General features: G+C 41.9%; 11 protein-coding genes and 1 pseudogene. All 12 read right to left on the reverse strand.

All coding sequences use genetic code 11. The features are described 5' to 3' along the window. Nucleotides 1–7 precede the first annotated feature (7 nt). Nucleotides 8–709 carry a thioesterase II family protein gene (locus NSQ91_RS28575; protein ID WP_076193955.1) on the reverse strand — a complete coding sequence of 234 codons (702 nt, stop codon included), beginning with the start codon at nucleotides 707–709 and terminating at the stop codon, nucleotides 8–10. Nucleotides 710–1,616: 907 nt separating this feature from the next. After that, nucleotides 1,617–2,859, reverse strand: a pseudogene (locus tag NSQ91_RS32135) (ISL3 family transposase). 406 nt (nucleotides 2,860–3,265) lie between these two features. After that, a complete protein-coding gene (locus NSQ91_RS28590) occupies nucleotides 3,266–4,246 on the reverse strand; it encodes a hypothetical protein (RefSeq protein ID WP_076193953.1) in 981 nt (326 codons plus the stop codon). 1,246 nt (nucleotides 4,247–5,492) lie between these two features. Then, nucleotides 5,493–5,609, reverse strand: coding sequence for a helix-turn-helix domain-containing protein (locus NSQ91_RS32140; RefSeq protein WP_081387932.1), 117 nt, complete (start codon nucleotides 5,607–5,609; stop codon nucleotides 5,493–5,495). 1,689 nt (nucleotides 5,610–7,298) lie between these two features. Beyond that, a complete protein-coding gene (locus tag NSQ91_RS28595; RefSeq protein ID WP_076304937.1) occupies nucleotides 7,299–7,580 on the reverse strand; it encodes a helix-turn-helix domain-containing protein in 282 nt (93 codons plus the stop codon). 368 nt (nucleotides 7,581–7,948) lie between these two features. Then, nucleotides 7,949–9,781 (reverse strand): glutamine--fructose-6-phosphate transaminase (isomerizing), encoded by a 1,833-nt coding sequence (gene glmS, locus NSQ91_RS28600; RefSeq protein ID WP_076129781.1) that lies wholly within the window; start codon nucleotides 9,779–9,781, stop codon nucleotides 7,949–7,951. 640 nt (nucleotides 9,782–10,421) lie between these two features. Then, a complete protein-coding gene (glmM, locus tag NSQ91_RS28605) occupies nucleotides 10,422–11,762 on the reverse strand; it encodes a phosphoglucosamine mutase (protein WP_076129780.1) in 1,341 nt (446 codons plus the stop codon). An 88-nt stretch (nucleotides 11,763–11,850) separates the two neighbouring features. After that, nucleotides 11,851–13,311 carry a CdaR family protein gene (locus NSQ91_RS28610; protein ID WP_081391917.1) on the reverse strand — a complete coding sequence of 487 codons (1,461 nt, stop codon included), beginning with the start codon at nucleotides 13,309–13,311 and terminating at the stop codon, nucleotides 11,851–11,853. Next, nucleotides 13,304–14,134, reverse strand: coding sequence for a diadenylate cyclase CdaA (cdaA, locus tag NSQ91_RS28615; RefSeq protein ID WP_036681290.1), 831 nt, complete (start codon nucleotides 14,132–14,134; stop codon nucleotides 13,304–13,306). The genes NSQ91_RS28610 and cdaA overlap by 8 nt, the downstream gene beginning before the upstream one ends. A gap of 214 nt (nucleotides 14,135–14,348) precedes the next feature. Beyond that, the gene (locus NSQ91_RS28620) at nucleotides 14,349–14,963 is read right to left on the reverse strand and encodes a zf-HC2 domain-containing protein (protein ID WP_036681404.1); all 615 of its coding nucleotides are present in this window, start codon (nucleotides 14,961–14,963) and stop codon (nucleotides 14,349–14,351) included. A 121-nt stretch (nucleotides 14,964–15,084) separates the two neighbouring features. Beyond that, nucleotides 15,085–15,651 (reverse strand): RNA polymerase sigma factor SigW, encoded by a 567-nt coding sequence (gene sigW / locus NSQ91_RS28625; RefSeq protein WP_036681288.1) that lies wholly within the window; start codon nucleotides 15,649–15,651, stop codon nucleotides 15,085–15,087. Nucleotides 15,652–16,164: 513 nt separating this feature from the next. Continuing rightward, nucleotides 16,165–18,957 carry a phosphoenolpyruvate carboxylase gene (gene ppc, locus NSQ91_RS28630; protein ID WP_038573414.1) on the reverse strand — a complete coding sequence of 931 codons (2,793 nt, stop codon included), beginning with the start codon at nucleotides 18,955–18,957 and terminating at the stop codon, nucleotides 16,165–16,167. Nucleotides 18,958–19,017 lie beyond the last annotated feature (60 nt).

Consider the following 19,017-nt stretch of genomic DNA (forward strand, 5'->3'; position numbering starts at 1 on the left):
CTCCTTCTTAGCCGGACAACTCGCTGGCCATTAGTTTGATCAGTTCATCTGACTTCTCATTGATAAAAAAATGATCACCGGAAAAGGTGTAGCAATGGAATGCGCCCCGTGTATAATCCGACCATTCCCGCAAACGGTCATGATCTACTACTTCGTCCTGGCTACCGTTCACAATAGTCAAGGGCGAGTCCCATACCGAATGTTCTTGTGGAGCTTCGTAGCATTGTACAGCCTGTAAATCGGATCGGATGATTGGAAAAAACAGCTTTTGAAACTTCAGGTTAAATAGAACGGGTTCCGGTGTTCCCCCGAGTCTGTACAGGGCCTCGGCGAATTCCCGGTCGGTTAGTTGATGAATCAAATATTGTTCAGGAAGATGTGGTGGATTGCGCCCGGTCAGAAACAAGTGCTCCGGTTTGAGCAATGAGGTTCCATAAATACGGTTAACTAATTCAAAAACAATTAGTACCCCCATGCTGTGACCGTAAAAAGCATAGGGCCATCCCTCCGAAATCAGGGGATGGAGATCCAACCAGATGTCTTCTGTTGCTTCTTCGATGGATACGTAGGGTGCGCGCCAGCTCTTCTTCCCTCGTCCGCCATATTCAATCGGACAAAGTTCGATAAAAGACGGCAGCCGCTTTTTCCAGGGCAGGAAGACCGATGCCGAACCTCCGGCATATGGCAAACAGATTAACCGAACCGTCATTGGAATCACCTTCCCATAGTTTTATTGAGAGTAAATTTCTTTAAGAAGCACAACAATTAATCGAGATAATCATTATGTAAGAAGGTTAGACAATCGTTTGCATAAAACGATTGATAAGCTGAATGACTTTAGCGAAAGTATATGAGCAAATAAATGAAAGCACAATCATTGTAACAACATTGTAATTTTTTCCTAATAAAACAATTAAAAGTGATAATATTCACTTTTTTCTTTAAAAACATATGATAAACTGCTTATTCTCTCAGATAACACTTCCTCCTTCGCTTTATTTAGAGTTGGTCCGAAATACAGAGGGATAAATTATTGTATCTGACGATACACAGCCATTTTCTTGAAAGTTGTTCCTGGCTCGCTTCCATCAATATATATATATTTAAATCGCTATGTTAATCAAGGCTGTTGTTATTTGAATTTTACGAATAAACATTCTATTATAGATATAAGAATGTTTGTTCAGGCTTTATTATTGTATTTTGGGAAGTGCTGTACTTGCTTTATTAAATAATCCTATGATTGGATAAACTTGGAATACAAACTGTTCAAAGGTGGTTACGATATTCGGTGAGTTGTTAGTTTTAATTGTTGATATATTGTCATTAGTTGGATTATTCCGTTAATTTCATTTTCCATCATATTAACAATATAAATTTCAATAAAAGTAAATATATCGCATAAAATATTGCGGGAAAACGGAGCACTTATTGAATATTCGTATCTCGAAACAGCATAAAAAAATAGAGTTGACCTATTAATTTAGGTACAACTCTATTTTTCACGTAAAAAACAACAATATAATTTAACAACATATAGCCATTTAAAACAAAATAAGCCAATCTTATTTCCTAGCAGGATCAGCGGCTCAATCTAAAAATAGCGGTTGATATTTTCATCCTAATAACCGATACCAATTACACTCGAATAAAATACCGGCTTTGTAACATCGACGATTGCGCGTGAAATAGTGTCGGCGTTGATACGATTTAATGCGATTATGTCGCCCTTCTACTTTCGCGTTCGTCCAGCGGCAGTGATGGTAGTTCACGATTTCCTCTTCCCAGTTTCGCATCGTTTTCAAAGCGGATTGCACAGCTTCATGCTCAATACCTTCCCCTTGTTGGCACCAACGGGTAAAACCAAGCTGGGCCACATCGAAATTCGGTGAATAGTCATACCAACCGGAAAAGGATTCTTTCCATTCCCACACCTCGCGCAAGATCGGAGAGAAGGCCAGCAACTGCTCTAACTGAGTTTGACTCTTGTCCGTTAACGAATCTGCTGGCGGATTTAGCAGTCGGTAATGACTTTTTAAGATCCCTTTGGCCCGGGAGAAAGGGTAAATTGAAGAGATTTCTGGACAGCTTGGACACTTTCGATGACATAACCGTGAACGTGGAAGCGGTCGGCAATTCGAATCGCCCTTGGAAAACACTCGCTGATCCATGTGTGATACGCTTGAGACAGATCCATGACGACGGCCTTGGGATTTAGGTTTAAAAATTCCGGATGCTGTTTGGCATACGCGCGTAGCGCGTCCAGCTTTCGCCCCGAAAGCAGGTCTAGCATGGTTTCGCCTCGAAGATCGTGAATACCAGTGTTGTACGTGTGTCCCTTTTTTAATCGCAAAGTCATCGATACCGAGCACCAGATCCGTCTGGTCTTTCGCTTGATGCCATGCTTGCTGGAGCAAACGCTCGCTCTCAGCAGGAAGGGCTTCCTGATGCATGCGCTGAACCGTGCTAGCCGGAGCTTCTTGCATTCTCGCACTATGTGCTGCCGTGGAAACCAGCGCCTGATTTACGGTCTGCGAGCGAAAAGCACGGCTTTATTGTTCCTTGGGGCCAACACACGTATAGGTCTAAATAAATCCAATATCACACCTCGAGCAGGCCAAGCGTAACGAGGGAACATGCAAAAAAACACTTTTTACCAAAGATGCTGACATGACGAATCTTGCGCGCTGTATTACGGCCATCTCGTTTTCCCGCTTCTTCGGAGTGGCAGAGGGGACAAGGCTGTTTATAGGCCACGGTTGTGGCCTCCAAATGCACTTCAGTCTCCTGGATCGAGAGAACGCTATGAAGTTGTAGCTCTGGTAATCCTAACAGTTCGTTGATATACTGGCGTGGCATCTGTCATATCCTTTTTATTGTTGAGGTAGGACTTACAACAATACAGGATTTGCAGATATCTTTCCATTTATGTCCATTTTTTCTCAATTTAAAATTTCAACCGCTAATTTTGGTTTTGAGCCATTTTGGTTCAATCTAAAAATCTGTGGTTGACTGTACGATTGAACAGAGCGAAGGGTCGGAGGGATTCTGAAGAAATGGCAGCGTTCGCCTTTAAAGCCCCATTTCAACCGATAATTCTTTTTAATCAAGAAATAGGGATTTAACAGCGATCGTAAGAACCCTCCGAACCCGTAGCGATTCATTCAAGAGGCCTTATGCCACTGATTTTGGTTTTGAGCCGGATCAGCTTAAGATTATTTTTTTATGAAAACTACACCAACACAAAATTTTATCATAACTATCCTTAATCCAGTTTCTTTATCAATAGATTCAGAAGTTCTTCTTCATTATTCATCAAATCATCAAGTCCCTGCGTTATATGACTAATTAACCGTTGATCCTTCGTTAAACAATATTTCAATTGTACCTTTTTCATTTTATTAATATTTTTTACGAGATCAGTAAATCCATTAATCAAAGTAGAGGCTTCTTCGATATATCCTTCTTTTTCTAAATAAAACAACCTATTTACCATACATTTTTTATGTTCGAGTATAATATGTATCGGTCTAATATCCTCTCTAGAGGATTCTATTAGAGACAAACGTTTATATAGTTCTTTATAAGTACCTAAACCATAAGAAGCGCCCGGGGGGGTGTAAGTCATAAACGAATTTGTGGAGTGGACAAAATCATTGAGGTAGGACTTGATGACAGGGAGGTTAAGCTCAGGATTAGTATTTGAATAATCCACTGACGTAGAACAATCAAAAAATCCGACTCCCCCTATACTGGAATTGAGAAATGCTTTTTCAATCTCACTAAAAGACACCTCAATTTCGCCAAAATCACCTGCCCGGTTAAAACCAAGGATTAAAAAACGTTCCTTATCTTTATCATAACCGTAGATTAAACTCTGATGAGATAGATGCCATGATTGATAAGCTGGTTTACAGGATAAATAAAACTCATCCATTAGAATCTCAACATACCGGCCATTAGTAATACAACCAATAATAAAGGGTATAATCTCTGAATGCATATTTAAAAAGAACCCTTTTTCATACCAATTCTCATTAATTCCAGGATGACGGGCATATTTACCATCAAAGGAGTAGAAGTCAAGTTTAAATTCATCCAAATATTCCGCTGTGTAGAGCTGTATATAATTGCTGTAGAACCAAGGTAAATGTTTTTCATTCTCAAGAATTATTGCTAGCTTATGCGCATGATGCAAGAAGCCATATATCTCAGGAATACACAAAGGTAGAGCAAAAATACTCATATAAAATACCTCCATTTTCAATTATTATGTATACTCATACATATTATCAATTTAGTAGCATTTTATAAACTTCCTTTTCATAAAAGTATCTAAGTATGTTTTTCTTTTCTCTATATAATATAAAAGCTTATCCATTAGTTTATATTTATTGTGTCCCCTTTGTTGAGAGCCAATAGCATGAAACTGGCGCTTCAGTCGGTTAGGATACACCACGGAATGGTATAGTTGGAGCGATTTCGTTACTTTCAAATCACCGATGTGATCGAAATTCTTTCATTAACCGCCATACTTTTTTCCAGAGGGCTGTTCGCATTCGGGGCATCAGAAATAGGGATGCTCAAGTGAATGGATACCATGTGCTCCTTGATTTCGTGGTCTCGTGCATGTACTTTGGCTCGTCGCAAGAGTGTATTTCACCAATATATAATGACCCTAGATAGTCCTGCAATGGATAACAGGCGCGTCTCTTCCACTTTTTTCAAATGGTCTCTTTCGCCTTCAGAACGAACTAAGACATTAATATAATTCATCACGTTATATAACTTCATAACTTTAATGCTCACTTCATAACTTTAATGTTTACTTCATAGCTTTAATGTCTACTTCACAACTATAATGTCTTTATAGACCTTTGGGTATATTATGTTCAGTAAAATACTTTGAAATATCTTAGTTACCTAACTCCACTAAAGCAAATACAATGCTGTCTATTGACAACTTCAACTCCCCTTATTTCTATAAAAAGAACACATCATAACTTTTGTTCTTCTTCACAAAATCCTCATTCACTAAAATAGTTAACACCATTTCTATTGCGTTTCTTACGAACAGATTTTATATATCATTTATTCTCATTTACCATCGCTGTCGCTAACTTATTGAGTTCTGGAAATGTACCTTCTTTAACAATTCTAGCAGCTTGTATGCGCCCTCTAAACGAATTCCGCTGTTTACCACTTAATTCCTTGCCTTTCTCTAATATTATCTCAGAATCCCTTTTGATTTTCTGCTGCAAAGAGTTAGGTATTAATAATTCTCCGTCCTTTGATAAGCTCACTCCTGTAATAAGTTTAGCTTTATTTAAGAGTGAAGAAGAGATATTGGCACTTTCGATAATAGATTAAGTTTTAAGACACAGTTGTTCATCACCAATTTATGTAAGGATAGTGATGCGAAATGACATTCTATAACTTAACTCCACTTTATAGACAGGATAGTTTCAACTGATGGATCACAATGACCTTGTTCAATATCGCTTAAAGCTTAAAGTACCTTGTGAGATGCCAATTTGTTTGGAAAGATCAATTTGTGTTATCCCCATCCTTTTTCTTAATAACCGAATGTTATCTCCAATTCTATTCAAATAATAAATCCCTTTTTAACAAAGAAAGATAAAACCTATGAATACATCCTGCACCATTCAGATATTGTATGGAGACTTCATGAAGCCATTAGGCAATATTCTTAAACCTAATTGTGTCATCTGGACAGAATGGAACTGAACTTTATGAACAAGAAATAGCATTCCCCAATATGGATTATTCTTACTTTGTAGAATCGGCTTTAACTCCCATCTACTCAGTATATGATAAAATTGCAATTCTACTTGTGTATCATTCAGGGACAGGAAAAGCAAATAATACCTTCGAGCAGTTTATGCGTAATAATACTGAAGTTAAAAAGAATTCTGAATTCTTTAAGTTAGCACACAAATTTTATGAGAGAAAAGAATATACAAAACTAAACAAACTTAGACAAGATAATTTTTACCACTTGGTAAAAGAAAATTTCATTCATCATGTCGACAGTGAATGGAGTAATGTATACAATATGATTCTTGTCAGCAAAAACATCGAATATCTTAAATCATTAGTTAAAAAAAGCTTTAGAATTATTTATTGATGACCCAGTTGCTTTAAATGCGTCTCAAGGCTGATTTCGCGGCCTTGCTACTAGAATGCCTTTCTGAATTTACGTCACATCAATTGAACAAAGGTGATCGATTCATTGATAGGCTGCGAGCTATATTTAAGAGAATATCCAGATGAAGAAAAACTGAGTACAGAAAACTTTAGTCAGTGTACGATTATAAAAATTCCCATGCTATGAGAAGATTGATATAGAGCCGTAATAATAAAAATAACCCTCTATGAACAAAAACATAGGGGGTTATTTTTATTTAAATCGAAAGGGGAATCCATTGATCGTATTCTAATTGTGTTACATTATGATTGAACTATCTGCCCGTTAACTTAATGAAAAGCCTGCCAGTCAAATACTTTATTTTCTCAGAACATATATCCCTTCCAGGCTTCCCGTAATTCATGAAATCCTGCTGGAGTTTAGGTCTTAGCGGTATCAGATAGATACTTTAAAATTACGCCCAAGACAACCACAAATCAATCCTTGCCACTCTTTAGGAGTTTGTATGTGGCATTCAAATTATTTTTCTTCGAGTTTTAATAATACATCCTGCAAAATTGAAATTAGATTTTTTTTAGTATTAAATCTTGAATTAAGACCTCCTCTTTCACTTCCTGATATGCTCTACTCAGTATTGTCACTAGCATAAGGACTAACAATGAGAGAAGAAATATACCAATAAAAATATAACCCTGAAATAAGAGATTCGACTGGAGCCGAAAGAGCGCGAAAGGATTGAACAAGTTCTTCATGCCGATTCCACATCTGTTGGCATTCGCCGCCGTTGTCTCGTGCTGTTGCTCTCGAATGAAAATCAGGCTCGATCCCTAGACAAGCTGAAATTGCCAGTCGTTGCGGGGTCAGCAATGTAACAGTCTTTTATACGGTAAGAGACTATTTTACACGTGGGCTGGAAGAGACGCTGAACTATCGTCGCCACGCAGAACCGCCACGCCCTTCCTCCATCACGGGTGAAGTGTAAGCCCGTATCATTGCTCTAGCCTGTTCTGAGCCTCCAAAAGGGTACGCTCGCTGGACGATTCGTTTTTTGACCCGCCGAGTGATCGAGCTAAATATTTTGGAATCGGTCGGACGAGAGACCATTCGATCCACTTAAAAAAAACAAAACTTAAGCCTCACTTTTAAAAAAAGTAAGCTCTTCCTCATCATTTCTTCTGTCTTTCAAATGTAACTTCGCCGATTGATCATCCTCAGATCCCTTTAGAATTAAGTCTAAACTAACCCCATATTGTTCATGTATAGACAGGACCGTTTCAACAGATGGATTGCAATGACCTTGTTCAATATCGCTCAAAGTACCCTGTGAGATGCCAATTTGCTTAGAAAAATCAGTTTGGGTTAATCGCATTCTTTTTCTTAATAAATGAACGTTTTCTCCAATTTTGTTCATAACTCCCCCAAATTCCCGATTCTGAAAGTGCTATTCCATATTCATCCGTTAGGATCTTCAATCTTATGAAAAGACACTTTCCGAATACTTGAAATCCAAAGCAATAAACACCCAAACACCTTGATTTATCAACGTTTTTCTGAATTATCGTTGTAGTTTCTATTACAAATCTTCAGATTATCTATGACATTAGTACGTCCTACGTGTAACAACATACGTATTACCCACAGCAAGCTAAAAAGATTATAAACAGTAATCATCACAATCTATTTTGTTAAGATACAAACATTATTGTTAAGATACTCACATTAATGTCTAATAACTAACTTTAATGTCATTCTACAAACTGTACTTTCACATCACCAATTCTACTCCACAGTAACACTCTTCGCCAAGTTACGTGGTTTATCCACATCATGACCCAGCGCAAGAGAAGCATAATAGGACAATAATTGCAGAGGCACTACGGACAAAGCTGCTGTCAGCATTGGAAGTGTTTTAGGAATCACGAACACTTGATCAACTGACCTAAGCAGGTCAGTTAAATGCTCTTGGTGCGTGATTGCCAGCACGTCTGCGCCGCGAGCTTTCACTTCTTTGATGTTGCTGACGGTCTTCTCAAGTACAGCTTCCTGAGTTGCCAGGGCAATAACTGGAACGCCTTCTTCGATCAGAGCCAATGTACCGTGTTTCAATTCACCTGCAGCATAAGCTTCGGAGTGAATATAAGAAATTTCTTTCAGCTTCAAGGATCCTTCTTGAGCAACAGCGTAGTCTACGCCGCGGCCGATGAAGAACAAGTTTTTGTGCTCAGAAATTTGTTCAGCATAACCTTTGATCGCTTCTTTTTGAGCTAGGATCTCTTCTACTTGCTCTGGTAGAGATTGCATAGCTGCAAGAATCTTAGTAACTTGTGCTTCGGTTTGTGTACCACGAACTTCAGCCAAGTAAAGAGCAAACAATCCAAATGCGATCAATTGTGAAGTGTAAGCTTTGGTCGAAGCTACTGCAATTTCCGGACCCGCCAAGGTTACCAACACATCGTTTGCTTCCCGAGCAATAGAACTGCCCACTACGTTAGTGATCGCCAATACGTGTGCCCCGTTAGCTTGCGCTTCACGCAGAGCTGCCAAAGTATCTGCAGTCTCACCGGATTGGCTGACTACGATAACCAAAGTTTCTGGAGTCACGATTGGTGAACGGTAACGATATTCCGAAGCGATATCATTTTCAACTGGAATACGAACCAAAGATTCGATCATAGTACGTCCTACCACACCTGCGTTGTATGCCGTTCCGCAAGCAACGACTTGAATATTACGAATGTTCTTGATTTGTTCTTCAGTCATGTTCAGTTCAGGCAATACAACCTTGTTACCTTCGGCATTGATACGACCACGCATGGTGTCGCGGTAAGCCTTAGGTTGCTCGTGTATTTCTTTCAGCATGAAATGCTCGTAGCCGCCTTTTTCTGCGGTAACTGCATCCCAATCGACAGTAATCATTTCCCGAGAAATAAAATTGCCTTCAATCGTCATCAATTCGACAGCATCTCTTGTCAGCACAGCCATTTCGCCGTCGTTCAAAATATATACGTTACGGGTATATTCAAGCAGTGCCGGAATATCTGACCCGATAAAATTTTCTCCTTCGCCAAGACCGATAATGAGCGGGCTAGCTTGACGCACAGCCACCAGTTTATCTGGCTCATATTCAGTCAGGACACCTAATGCAAACGCACCGCGCATGAACGTAATCGCTTTTTGTACAGCCTTCACGATATCTCCGTCATATTCGCGAGCAATCAGATGTGAAATAACTTCTGTATCGGTTTCAGAGACAAAGTGGCATCCGCCAGCGATCAGCTCTTCTTTCAGATCCAGATAGTTTTCGACAATACCGTTATGAACTACCGAGAACTTCATGCTGTTATCCGTATGTGGATGTGAATTCTCATCGGATGGTTTACCGTGAGTCGCCCAGCGTGTGTGTCCGATACCTGCGCTACCTGCCAGCGGGCTGTCTTCGAGCTTCGACTGCAGATTCGCCAAACGGCCTTGAGCTTTCACTACTTGCAGTCCTTCTTGGGTAAATACAGCAATACCAGCGGAATCATATCCACGATATTCCAATTTCTTCAAACCCTCAACCAAGATCCCCTGCGAATTCTGATTACCAATATATCCTACAATACCACACATTATAATTCCCCCCGTCCGAGTTATCGTAATGTGGCGGCATGAGGAAAGAAACGTGCCGTGCGGCATGTTTTTGAGAAAAAGCAAATATTCTGTTGTATTTTAGGATCAACAAAATAAACTGTCACTTACATTCTAATGTTCATGAAATGCACAGCCTTCTCCTCTGCCGTGGCAGAAATAACGTGTTTCCTTCTGATGCGCGCACACATGAATAATATAATTTGTTGCACCCATGAAAACGTTGTGTGAAAGGTCGCCCTTTCATTTTCCGTATCCATTTACGGCTCTGGTGCATCACCGGGAGGTCCCCGCCGAACATTTCGAACACCTCCACCTCGTCAGCTTACGTCTGCCGTGATCCGTTCAAGCCATAGCCTACATAACAAGTAAGCAGCTTTCCCTTCTCCCCCGCGCTAGACCAAGCTCTGGCGCTTGCTATTGCTAACCTCACAATCCCCGCTTTCCTTCTAGAATGACACTTAATCTATTATATGCACCTTGTAGTACTTTGGCAATGGCGCATCAACCTAAATTTTACAAAACGAGTTCAAACGATCCAATCCTAAAATAAAATAACACTGGTGCAACGAGTTCGAATCGCTCCCGCTCACTGCACCAGCCTTATAGTTAAGGTAATGGATTATACCAATTCGCGTTGAACTACTTCCACAATTTGATTCACATAAAGATCTAGATCTGACTTATCTGGTCCCTCTGCCATAACGCGGATTAGAGATTCCGTACCTGACGGACGTACAAGCACACGGCCATTGTCACCTAGCTTACCTTCCACTTCAGCGATAGCCGCTTCTATAGCCGGGTTATTAGGGTAGTTAGTCTTATCCTGTACACGAACATTAACCAGCACCTGCGGGTATTTAGTCATCATACTCTTAACTTCGCTAAGCTGTTTGCCTGTAGCCTTAAGCGTATCTACCAGCTGAATAGCTGTAAGAATACCATCACCAGTTGTATTGTAATCCAGGAAAATAACATGTCCAGACTGTTCTCCACCTAGATTAAAGCCCCCACGACGCATTTCTTCCATAACATAACGATCCCCTACAGCTGTCTTAGCAGTATTCAGGGATAATTTCTCGGTAGCTTTATAGAATCCGATGTTACTCATAACGGTTGACACAATCGTGCTATCCTTCAGCTTACCTGCACGGTTCATGGCATCACCACAAATACAAAGGATAAAGTCACCATCGACTTCATCACCGTTATTATCAATAGCGATCAGGCGGTCAGCATCTCCGTCAAAAGCAAGTCCCAAATCGGCTCCATGCCGCAAGACTTCTTCACGCAAAGTCTCTGGATGTGTCGAACCAAATCCATCATTAATATTCAATCCATCCGGCTCAGCCCCGATAGAAATAACCTCAGCGCCAAGCTCTCTGAACAGTCTTGGAGCAAGCTCATACGCTGCGCCATGCGCACAGTCCAGTACAACCTTGATTCCCTTAAAGTCCTGAGAAATGGTAGTTTTCAAATACTCCAGATAAAGATACTTAGCATCATTATCTACGGTAACCATACCTAAACCCGAACCGATAGGACGTGGCAATTCATCTACCTCAGCATCCATAAGCTCTTCAATGCGCAGTTCAGTTTCATCTGTAAGCTTGAAGCCATCCCCACCAAAGAACTTAATGCCGTTATCCTCTACAGGATTGTGAGAAGCTGAAATCATGACGCCTGCGTCTGCTTTTAACAATCTCGTAATATAAGCAACAGCAGGGGTACTCACTACGCCTATACGGATTACATCGGCTCCAATAGACAATAAGCCCGCTATCAGCGCGGATTCCAATAAAGGACCGGAAATACGTGTATCCATTCCGATAACAACCTTCGGTTTATCCAAGTTACCCGCTAGTACATATCCTCCACAACGGCCAATACTATAAGCCATTTCTGCAGTCAATTCACGGTTTGCTACTCCCCGCACACCGTCAGTTCCAAAATACTTCCCCATTATTTTTCTCCTTTGAATACGCTACGTTAGCTTAATGTACTATCATATGAATTGCATACTATTTTGGTGTACCTCTGGGCTCAAAAGATTACGTCCCGCCTGTACCTACAGGATTCTCGGAATTCGTACTTGTGTTAGCTGTGCCGTTATTCTCCGGATTGCTATCCGTCGGGACAGGCGTTGGTGTTGCTCCACCAGCCTCTCCACTATGCGTGGGCTTCTCCGTAGGTTCCACATCGCCTATAACAGGTTCAGAACTCGGTTCAGGAGTAGTTACACCCCCCGTATCTGGATGAGGCGTAGGGACTGGTGCTGCAGGCGATAGCAGTTGCACGGTCACAGTAAGTGGCACCCCTGCATTGGCTAGTGCGATGAACTTGGGTAATGATACCCGCAAAGAAACCTCGTGAGTTCCAGCTGAAAGTCCGCTAACATCAGCCACAACCCCTATATTTTTCTTATCAAGTTGATCAAGTAAAGCAGGTGCACCCTTTAAGGTAAGCGCAATTTCCTTGCTTGAAGGATTAACGATACTTCCTTCCAATTCATCCCCCACGCCTTGGAGCTTGATAGGTACCGCCTCAATCGTCCGCTCAGCAATTTCTGAGATGGTTAATGAAACGTTTACGGCTTCGGGCATAACTTTCTCCGTTCCAGCCGGAGCCTTCAGATCCACCTTTACTTGTTTCGTCCCCGCAGAATCTATTGCACTAAGGTCAACTGTAGCTTCATAAGCAGATAAAGCTTTTAAAGCCTCTGCTTGTCCATACACTACGACCGTTTCCTGCTCAGGGGTCACTTTGGATAATACGAGTGAATCTGGAAGTTGCCCAGTAAAGCCAATCTCCAGCGGCACACTCTTAAAAGGTAAGGTAATCGGCAATTCCACTGATACAGTAGAAGGCTCAATTACAGCATTTTTAATTTCATTTCCATTATTATCATAAGCGTGTAGCTTCAGCTTTTTTTCTACAAAGGTTTCGTTCTCACCGTTAAGCTCAATAGTCCCTTGTATCTTGGCTACCTTGCTTAGTTCATTATCCGCAAGTGTCACTTTTACAGTATCTGTAGGCTGCAAGACAGGCGTGCCTATTTGATAACCCGCTGCAGGTTTTCCCTTTGTAACCAATGTTATGGGAAAAGACTTCGTGTTTCGCGGTTCTACATGTACAGTAACCTCTTTAGGATTCATTCTTACCAGAGATACACCTTTGGGTAGTTTATAGTAAAGTGGCAACGTGGTGTCCCCAGGTTCAACCTTACTCAAATCAAGCATCACTTTATAGTCATCCGAGAACTGAAAGGAGATATCGGAATTTTTACCCGCTACCTCCAGACTGACACTATCGACAGCCAAGGGTTCAAGGACATATTTGTCCTCGTCAAGGCCGGTCACTTCAATCTTCACATTCTCAATAGTTTTTGTTTTAATATCCACTGTTGTCTGTCCAGAAGGCGCAGTATCGACATGAACCATCGTAAACAAAATGATCCCAAACACAAGGGCCAGAATCTTATTGAAATTGTTATTATTCATCCACTTATCCATGATTCTTGTCCCCCTTCCGTTTCCAGAAAGTTGAACCCTTCTCCTTCAGCGATGAACTTACACTAAGCTCTTGATGGAGCTTCGATATCATGGATTCTTCCTTAATGTCTCTAACGATCTGGCCATTGATGGCAAGGGAAATCTGCCCTGTCTCCTCCGAGACAATGACAGACACCGAGTCCGCAACCTCACTTATTCCTATAGCAGCCCGATGCCGGGTTCCCAGTTCTTTGCTGATAAAAGGATTCTCGGACAAAGGCAAGTAACAAGCAGCCGCAGCAATCTGATTTCCCTGCATAATAAGGGCTCCGTCATGCAAAGGTGTATTGGGAATGAAGATGTTAATAAGCAATTCGGAGCTGACCAGGGAACGCATGGGTATGCCTGACTCTGTATATTCGTTTAGCCCCGTCTCCCGCTCAAAAACGATTAACGCCCCTATTTTTCTGCGAGATAAATAATTCACGGCTTTAATCACTTCGCCGATTAACTTACTGATCTCTTCGTCACTTTCTCCAGCCCGTCCGAAAAATCTGCCCCGTCCAAGCTGCTCCAGTCCCCTTCGTAGTTCCGGCTGAAAAATGATAAAGACAGCTAGGACCCCGAAAGTAAACATTTGATTCATTAGCCATTTAAGTGTATACAAGTCCAAGATTGTGCTTACCGCCCAAATCAAGACCAGAACCAGTATCCCTTTTAAAAGCTGAATCGCCCGCGTCCCGCGTACCATATTAAGCACTTTATAAATAATGTAACTGACGATTAGGATATCAATTATATCTTTAATGGAATCTTTCCATGTTAGCTCAGTAAAATAACTCATTGCCTAAAACCCCCGTCATTTCAAATTAGCTGGGTTTATGTAAAATGTCTGTTAGCTCTGTATCATATCTAGGTTATAACGTTCGGGCTTCAGTTGCAAGTTTAGTCCCTCAATCCTTTCCGAAACCACCCAATTTAAGGAAACAAAAAAGCGCCATCTTTCCGGAAAAAGAGGCGCTAATTAATATTCCTGCTCAAGGTAACCACTGCCCGCATTAACGGTAGGCAACTTCAGAGAACATGTTCGTCACTTTATACCAGAACCAGCTTACTGCCTGGTCTATGCTTTTGACTTGCCCAGAAATATGAGCTGTTGAAGCCTGATATAGAGATCCGTCAATGACTGTCACGTTGCCGTTCACTTCTCCATATACCTGTGCTTTACCGTTCTCTATGGTAAGGTCTCCGGTAATTATTTTGCCGGAAGGTACAATTACAGTATCCCCTTTGATGACCACTTGATCCAAATCAACACCTCTAACTACAAGTTGTCTGTCTGGACTCCAAAAAGTTACGGTGCTCATCAGCATAACGACAAGGAATAGAGATGCCGCTGTAAGTGCAGGGTGTCTCTTGATCCAGGTAATAAAGGCTTTTTCTTTCTTAGTCTTTGGCAATGAACTCATTATCCGGCTCACAAGATCATCTGAAGCTACAGGATTCTGATGCATTAGGGAGAACATCAACATATCTGTCTGTTCCAATTCTTTAAACTTTGCACGGCAATCTGGACAGGATAGAAGATGCTCCTTCAATTCCCTCTGCTGCTGTTCGGGCAAGTCGTCATCCAAGTAGTCATGCATCATAGAGACGGCCAGTTTGCATTCCATAGGAGCCAATCCTTTCATGAGTGCTATTTAATTATCCTAAGACAAAGGGTCAGGACACATAAGACTTGCTTAACTTACATACGTCGCTCTCGAAAAGATGTTTCATAAATAAAATCTATTTTTACATTTTTGGGCCTAATTTTTTACGCAAAAATTCACGGCCTCGATGTACACGCGTCTTAATCGTGGTCACGGGCATATCCAGGACATCACTAATCTCCTGAAGGGACAGATCCTGCAGGTATCTCAGAATCATCACCGACCTGTATTTCACAGGCAGACTGTCAATCGCTTCATAGATTAGCCCCTGCGTCTCAGAGAGCAATAGTTCGGTCTCAGGTGTCACATTGTCGCTCGGAATCAACGAATAGCCATCAAGGCCCTCCTGATCGTTCATTTCAGCATCCAGCGAATAGGTTGGTTTTCGTTTACGTAATCTATCAATACAGAGGTTCGTTCCAATCCGGTAAATCCATGTGGAGAACTTCTGTTTATCATCATAACGATCCAAATTCCTATACACACGCAAAAAGGTCTCCTGAACAATATCCTCCGCCTCATGGCGATTGTTCAACATCCTGTAAGCTAAATGATATATTTTGTCTTTATATAGTTCCACAAGCTCGGCAAATGCCCTTTGGTCGCCCTTCAAGGCGAGCTTTGTCAATCTGCCTTCCAAATTCTCCACCTGTTAACTCCCCCAGACTTGCCGCCCTTGGTATTTCTTCGCAAATATCCACGGTACAAGCAATTAAATCGTAATTCAAGTTTGTGTAAAAATCAAGGATTGTATTGTAACCTTCTATGTAAACTGAGTTAAAAACTGGACAACTTGGTATAGGCGATTAAGTGCAGCTCCGAGAAATATTTGGACTTCCGGTCGCTGTTATCCTCACATTTCCTGATTATAAACCGCATATAGCGGTCGAAATCTGAGGATAAAGGCGAACGCTGGCGCTCCTACAGTTCCAAATATCCTCTACGCTGCTCCATCACCGAAGTAATAAGTGCCACGTTAATTACCTCCGATTACATCTCGGTTACTTGGGTAGGGTAATAAAGAAATATCGGGTTTGACTCTCCAATATTTAGGAACAAGTAATGTTCACAGCAGCAATATACAGTTTATGATCACAACAACTTGTATTAGGCAAAAAAAGTCCGCCCCAAATAGGGCGGACTTTTTGTTGTTAAGACTATATCAGCCGGTATTCCGAAGACCGGCGGCAATGCCGTTGATGGTAAGCAATACTTCGCGAAGCAGCTCGCTATCATCTCCATCAATTTCACGGAGCGCTCTAAGCTCAGATAGCAATTGAACCTGCAGGTAGCTAAGCGGATCAACGTATGGATTGCGGAGTCTGATCGACTCTTGAATCACAGGAACGTTATCCAGAATATCCTGCTGGCCTGTAATCTTCAGGATTAGCTCAGAGGTCAGATTAAATTCATCTTCAATCTGGCCAAAGATCCGTTGACGTGCTTCCTCGTTCTTGCCCATGCTGGCGTATTCCTTAGCAATGATCAAGTCCGCTTTTGAAATAGCCATTTGCAGCGTATCTATCAGTGTAGTAAAGAATGAGAAGTTCTCATACATATGTTGCATTATCTTCAGATTCTCTTCCTTACCCTCATAGAAACTCTGCAGTCCGGTTCCAGCAGCGTACCAGGCTGGGAGCAAATAACGGCTTTGTGTCCATGCAAATACCCAAGGAATTGCGCGCAGATCTTCAAAACGGTCGCTGTTCTTCCGTTTGGAAGGACGGGAACCGATATTAAGCTCTCCAACCTCAGGCAGAGGTGTTGATTCTTTGAAATAAGTCAGGAAATCCGGATCACGGAAGATCAAATCCTGATATTTGTTCAGCGAGACCTCAGAAATACGGGCAACAATCTCTTCCCATTTCTCTTCATAAAGATCCGCTTGTGGCACTCTCGCACTAATTGCTGCTGTTACAAGCGCAGATGTCGCTTGCTCCAGACTGCGGTAAGCAATCCCTTGCATGGAGTAACGGGAGGAGATTACTTCTCCCTGCTCGGTAATCTTAATCCCGCCGCCAATTGTCGAAGCAGGCTGAGCAAGAATACTGCGGTTAAGTGGCATACCCCCGCGGCCGAGCGCTCCACCACGACCATGGAAGAACTTCAGCTTGATTCCGAACTTATCCGCTGTCGCTGTAATTTCTTTTAGGGCAACACGCAGTTCCCAGTTAGCAGTAACCACGCCGCCATCTTTATTACTATCTGAATATCCAAGCATGATTTCCTGCAAATCATTCATTGCTCTTACCGCATCACGGTAGATCGGCATATTGAGCAGTGTGTTCATAATTTGCGGTGCTTCATGCAAGTCATCAATCGTTTCAAAAAGTGGCACTGCTTGCAGGGTACATACAACTGTACCGTCGTTATCCTTGCGGAATAGTCCTACCTCTTTGGCGAAGACCATAACCTCCAGAATGTCACTCGCAGCTTCAGCCATACTGATCAGATAACTGGTGATACATTGTTTGCCGTACTCTTCCTGCGATGCGAAGATCGTCCGGTAAACAGCCAGACACTCCTCTGTACTTTCAGTATAAGTCTGGTAAGAAGAGGTCAACGGACGTGGATCATTCAGCAATTTCTCCAGCAGATCAATCTTCTCGATCTCCGTCAACTTAGAGTAGTCCGGCGAAATGTTCATCTTCGCCAAAATTTCTGTCATGGCATTCTCATGTTCTTGACTGTGTTGACGCACGTCAAGAGTTGCCGTATGGAATCCGAACAGCTCCACTTGGCGGATTAGCTTTTTAATATAAGTATCGGCCACATAGTCGGCGTAGTGATGCCGTAGACTGCGGTCAATGACATTCAAATCATCTATGAACTCCTCAGGTGTAGCATAACGCTCAGGAGTATCTTTTTTCTCATCATCTAAAACATTTTGTGTCTTAGAGATCATGTAGCTAAGCTTGATACGGTAAGGTTCATTGTCATTGCGCCATTCTTCCATCTTGCCTAGGTTAATGATCTGACGATCAGCTTCGATGGATTCTACTAGCTCAGGCGTCACTTTAACAATACTTGTGCTAAAGCTTAGATATTTCATGAGTTCACGCATAATACGCTGATATTCACGAATGGCCAGCTTACGCTGCATGCGTAAAGTCTGCGCAGTGACTGTTGAGGTTACCGAAGGGTTACCATCACGGTCTCCGCCAATCCATGATCCAAAACGCAAGTAGGTTGGCACATGCCAATTCTGTCCTGGATAATATTTGCTCAGACAGCGTTCAAGCTCTTGATACACGTCAGGCAATACATGGAAAATCGTCTCATGAAAATAGTACATTCCATTACGCACTTCATCGAGTACTGTAGGCTTGCGGTCACGCAGCTCATCCGTTTGCCAAAGCGTAATCACTTCATTCAATAACTTCTCGCGAAGCTGTTCACGTTCACGGAAAGTTAAGGTAGGGTTATCAAGACCCATAACATCATCGGATATCCGTTTATGAATATCGAGAATCGCACGGCGCATAGCTTCCGTTGGATGTGCCGTCATTACAAGTTCCAGAGACAATCCTTCAATAATCTCGTTGACTTCCTCATGAGAGAAATCACGTTCACGAAGCTCTTGAATAGCGCTTTCTATAGAACCGGGTTGTACTGTCTCCCCAGCTGAACGTTCATAGTCACGTTTACGGCGAATCCGGTGGTTCTGTTCGGCAATATTCACCAATTGAAAATAAATGGCGAACGCTCTTATTACCTGATGACGGTTCTCCGGATCCAAAGAATTGATTAACTCCTTAAATTCACTATGCAGTTCAGGTAAAAATAGTGAGCGTAGCGATTTACTGGTCTCGCGGATCTTCTCCACGATCTCTAGCAGTTCGTTACCGCCTTGGTGAACCAAGACCTCTCCTAAAATGTTCCCCAAGAACCGTACGTCCCGTCGCAGCAGATTGTTAGAGTTGCTTTTGCTGACGGTAGTCGTAAGTTCGGTCATGCTGCTCCCCCCATTCTCTTCCGGATCAATGTGTTAAGTTTGTCTGTCTAAATATCGTCT

The sequence above is a fragment of the Paenibacillus sp. FSL R7-0048 genome, from assembly GCF_038004505.1.
In the GTDB taxonomy this organism is placed as follows: Bacteria; Bacillota; Bacilli; order Paenibacillales; family Paenibacillaceae; genus Paenibacillus_AQ; species Paenibacillus_AQ odorifer.

Coding starts and splice junctions, on each gene's coding strand:
- NSQ91_RS28575 (WP_076193955.1), bottom strand. CDS start 709: ATGACGGTTCGGTTAATCTGTTTGCCATATGCCGGAGGTTCGGCATCG.
- NSQ91_RS28590 (WP_076193953.1), bottom strand. CDS start 4,246: ATGAGTATTTTTGCTCTACCTTTGTGTATTCCTGAGATATATGGCTTC.
- NSQ91_RS28595 (WP_076304937.1), bottom strand. CDS start 7,580: ATGAACAAAATTGGAGAAAACGTTCATTTATTAAGAAAAAGAATGCGA.
- glmS (WP_076129781.1), bottom strand. CDS start 9,781: ATGTGTGGTATTGTAGGATATATTGGTAATCAGAATTCGCAGGGGATC.
- glmM (WP_076129780.1), bottom strand. CDS start 11,762: ATGGGGAAGTATTTTGGAACTGACGGTGTGCGGGGAGTAGCAAACCGT.
- NSQ91_RS28610 (WP_081391917.1), bottom strand. CDS start 13,311: ATGGATAAGTGGATGAATAATAACAATTTCAATAAGATTCTGGCCCTT.
- cdaA (WP_036681290.1), bottom strand. CDS start 14,134: ATGAGTTATTTTACTGAGCTAACATGGAAAGATTCCATTAAAGATATA.
- NSQ91_RS28620 (WP_036681404.1), bottom strand. CDS start 14,963: ATGGAATGCAAACTGGCCGTCTCTATGATGCATGACTACTTGGATGAC.
- ppc (WP_038573414.1), bottom strand. CDS start 18,957: ATGACCGAACTTACGACTACCGTCAGCAAAAGCAACTCTAACAATCTG.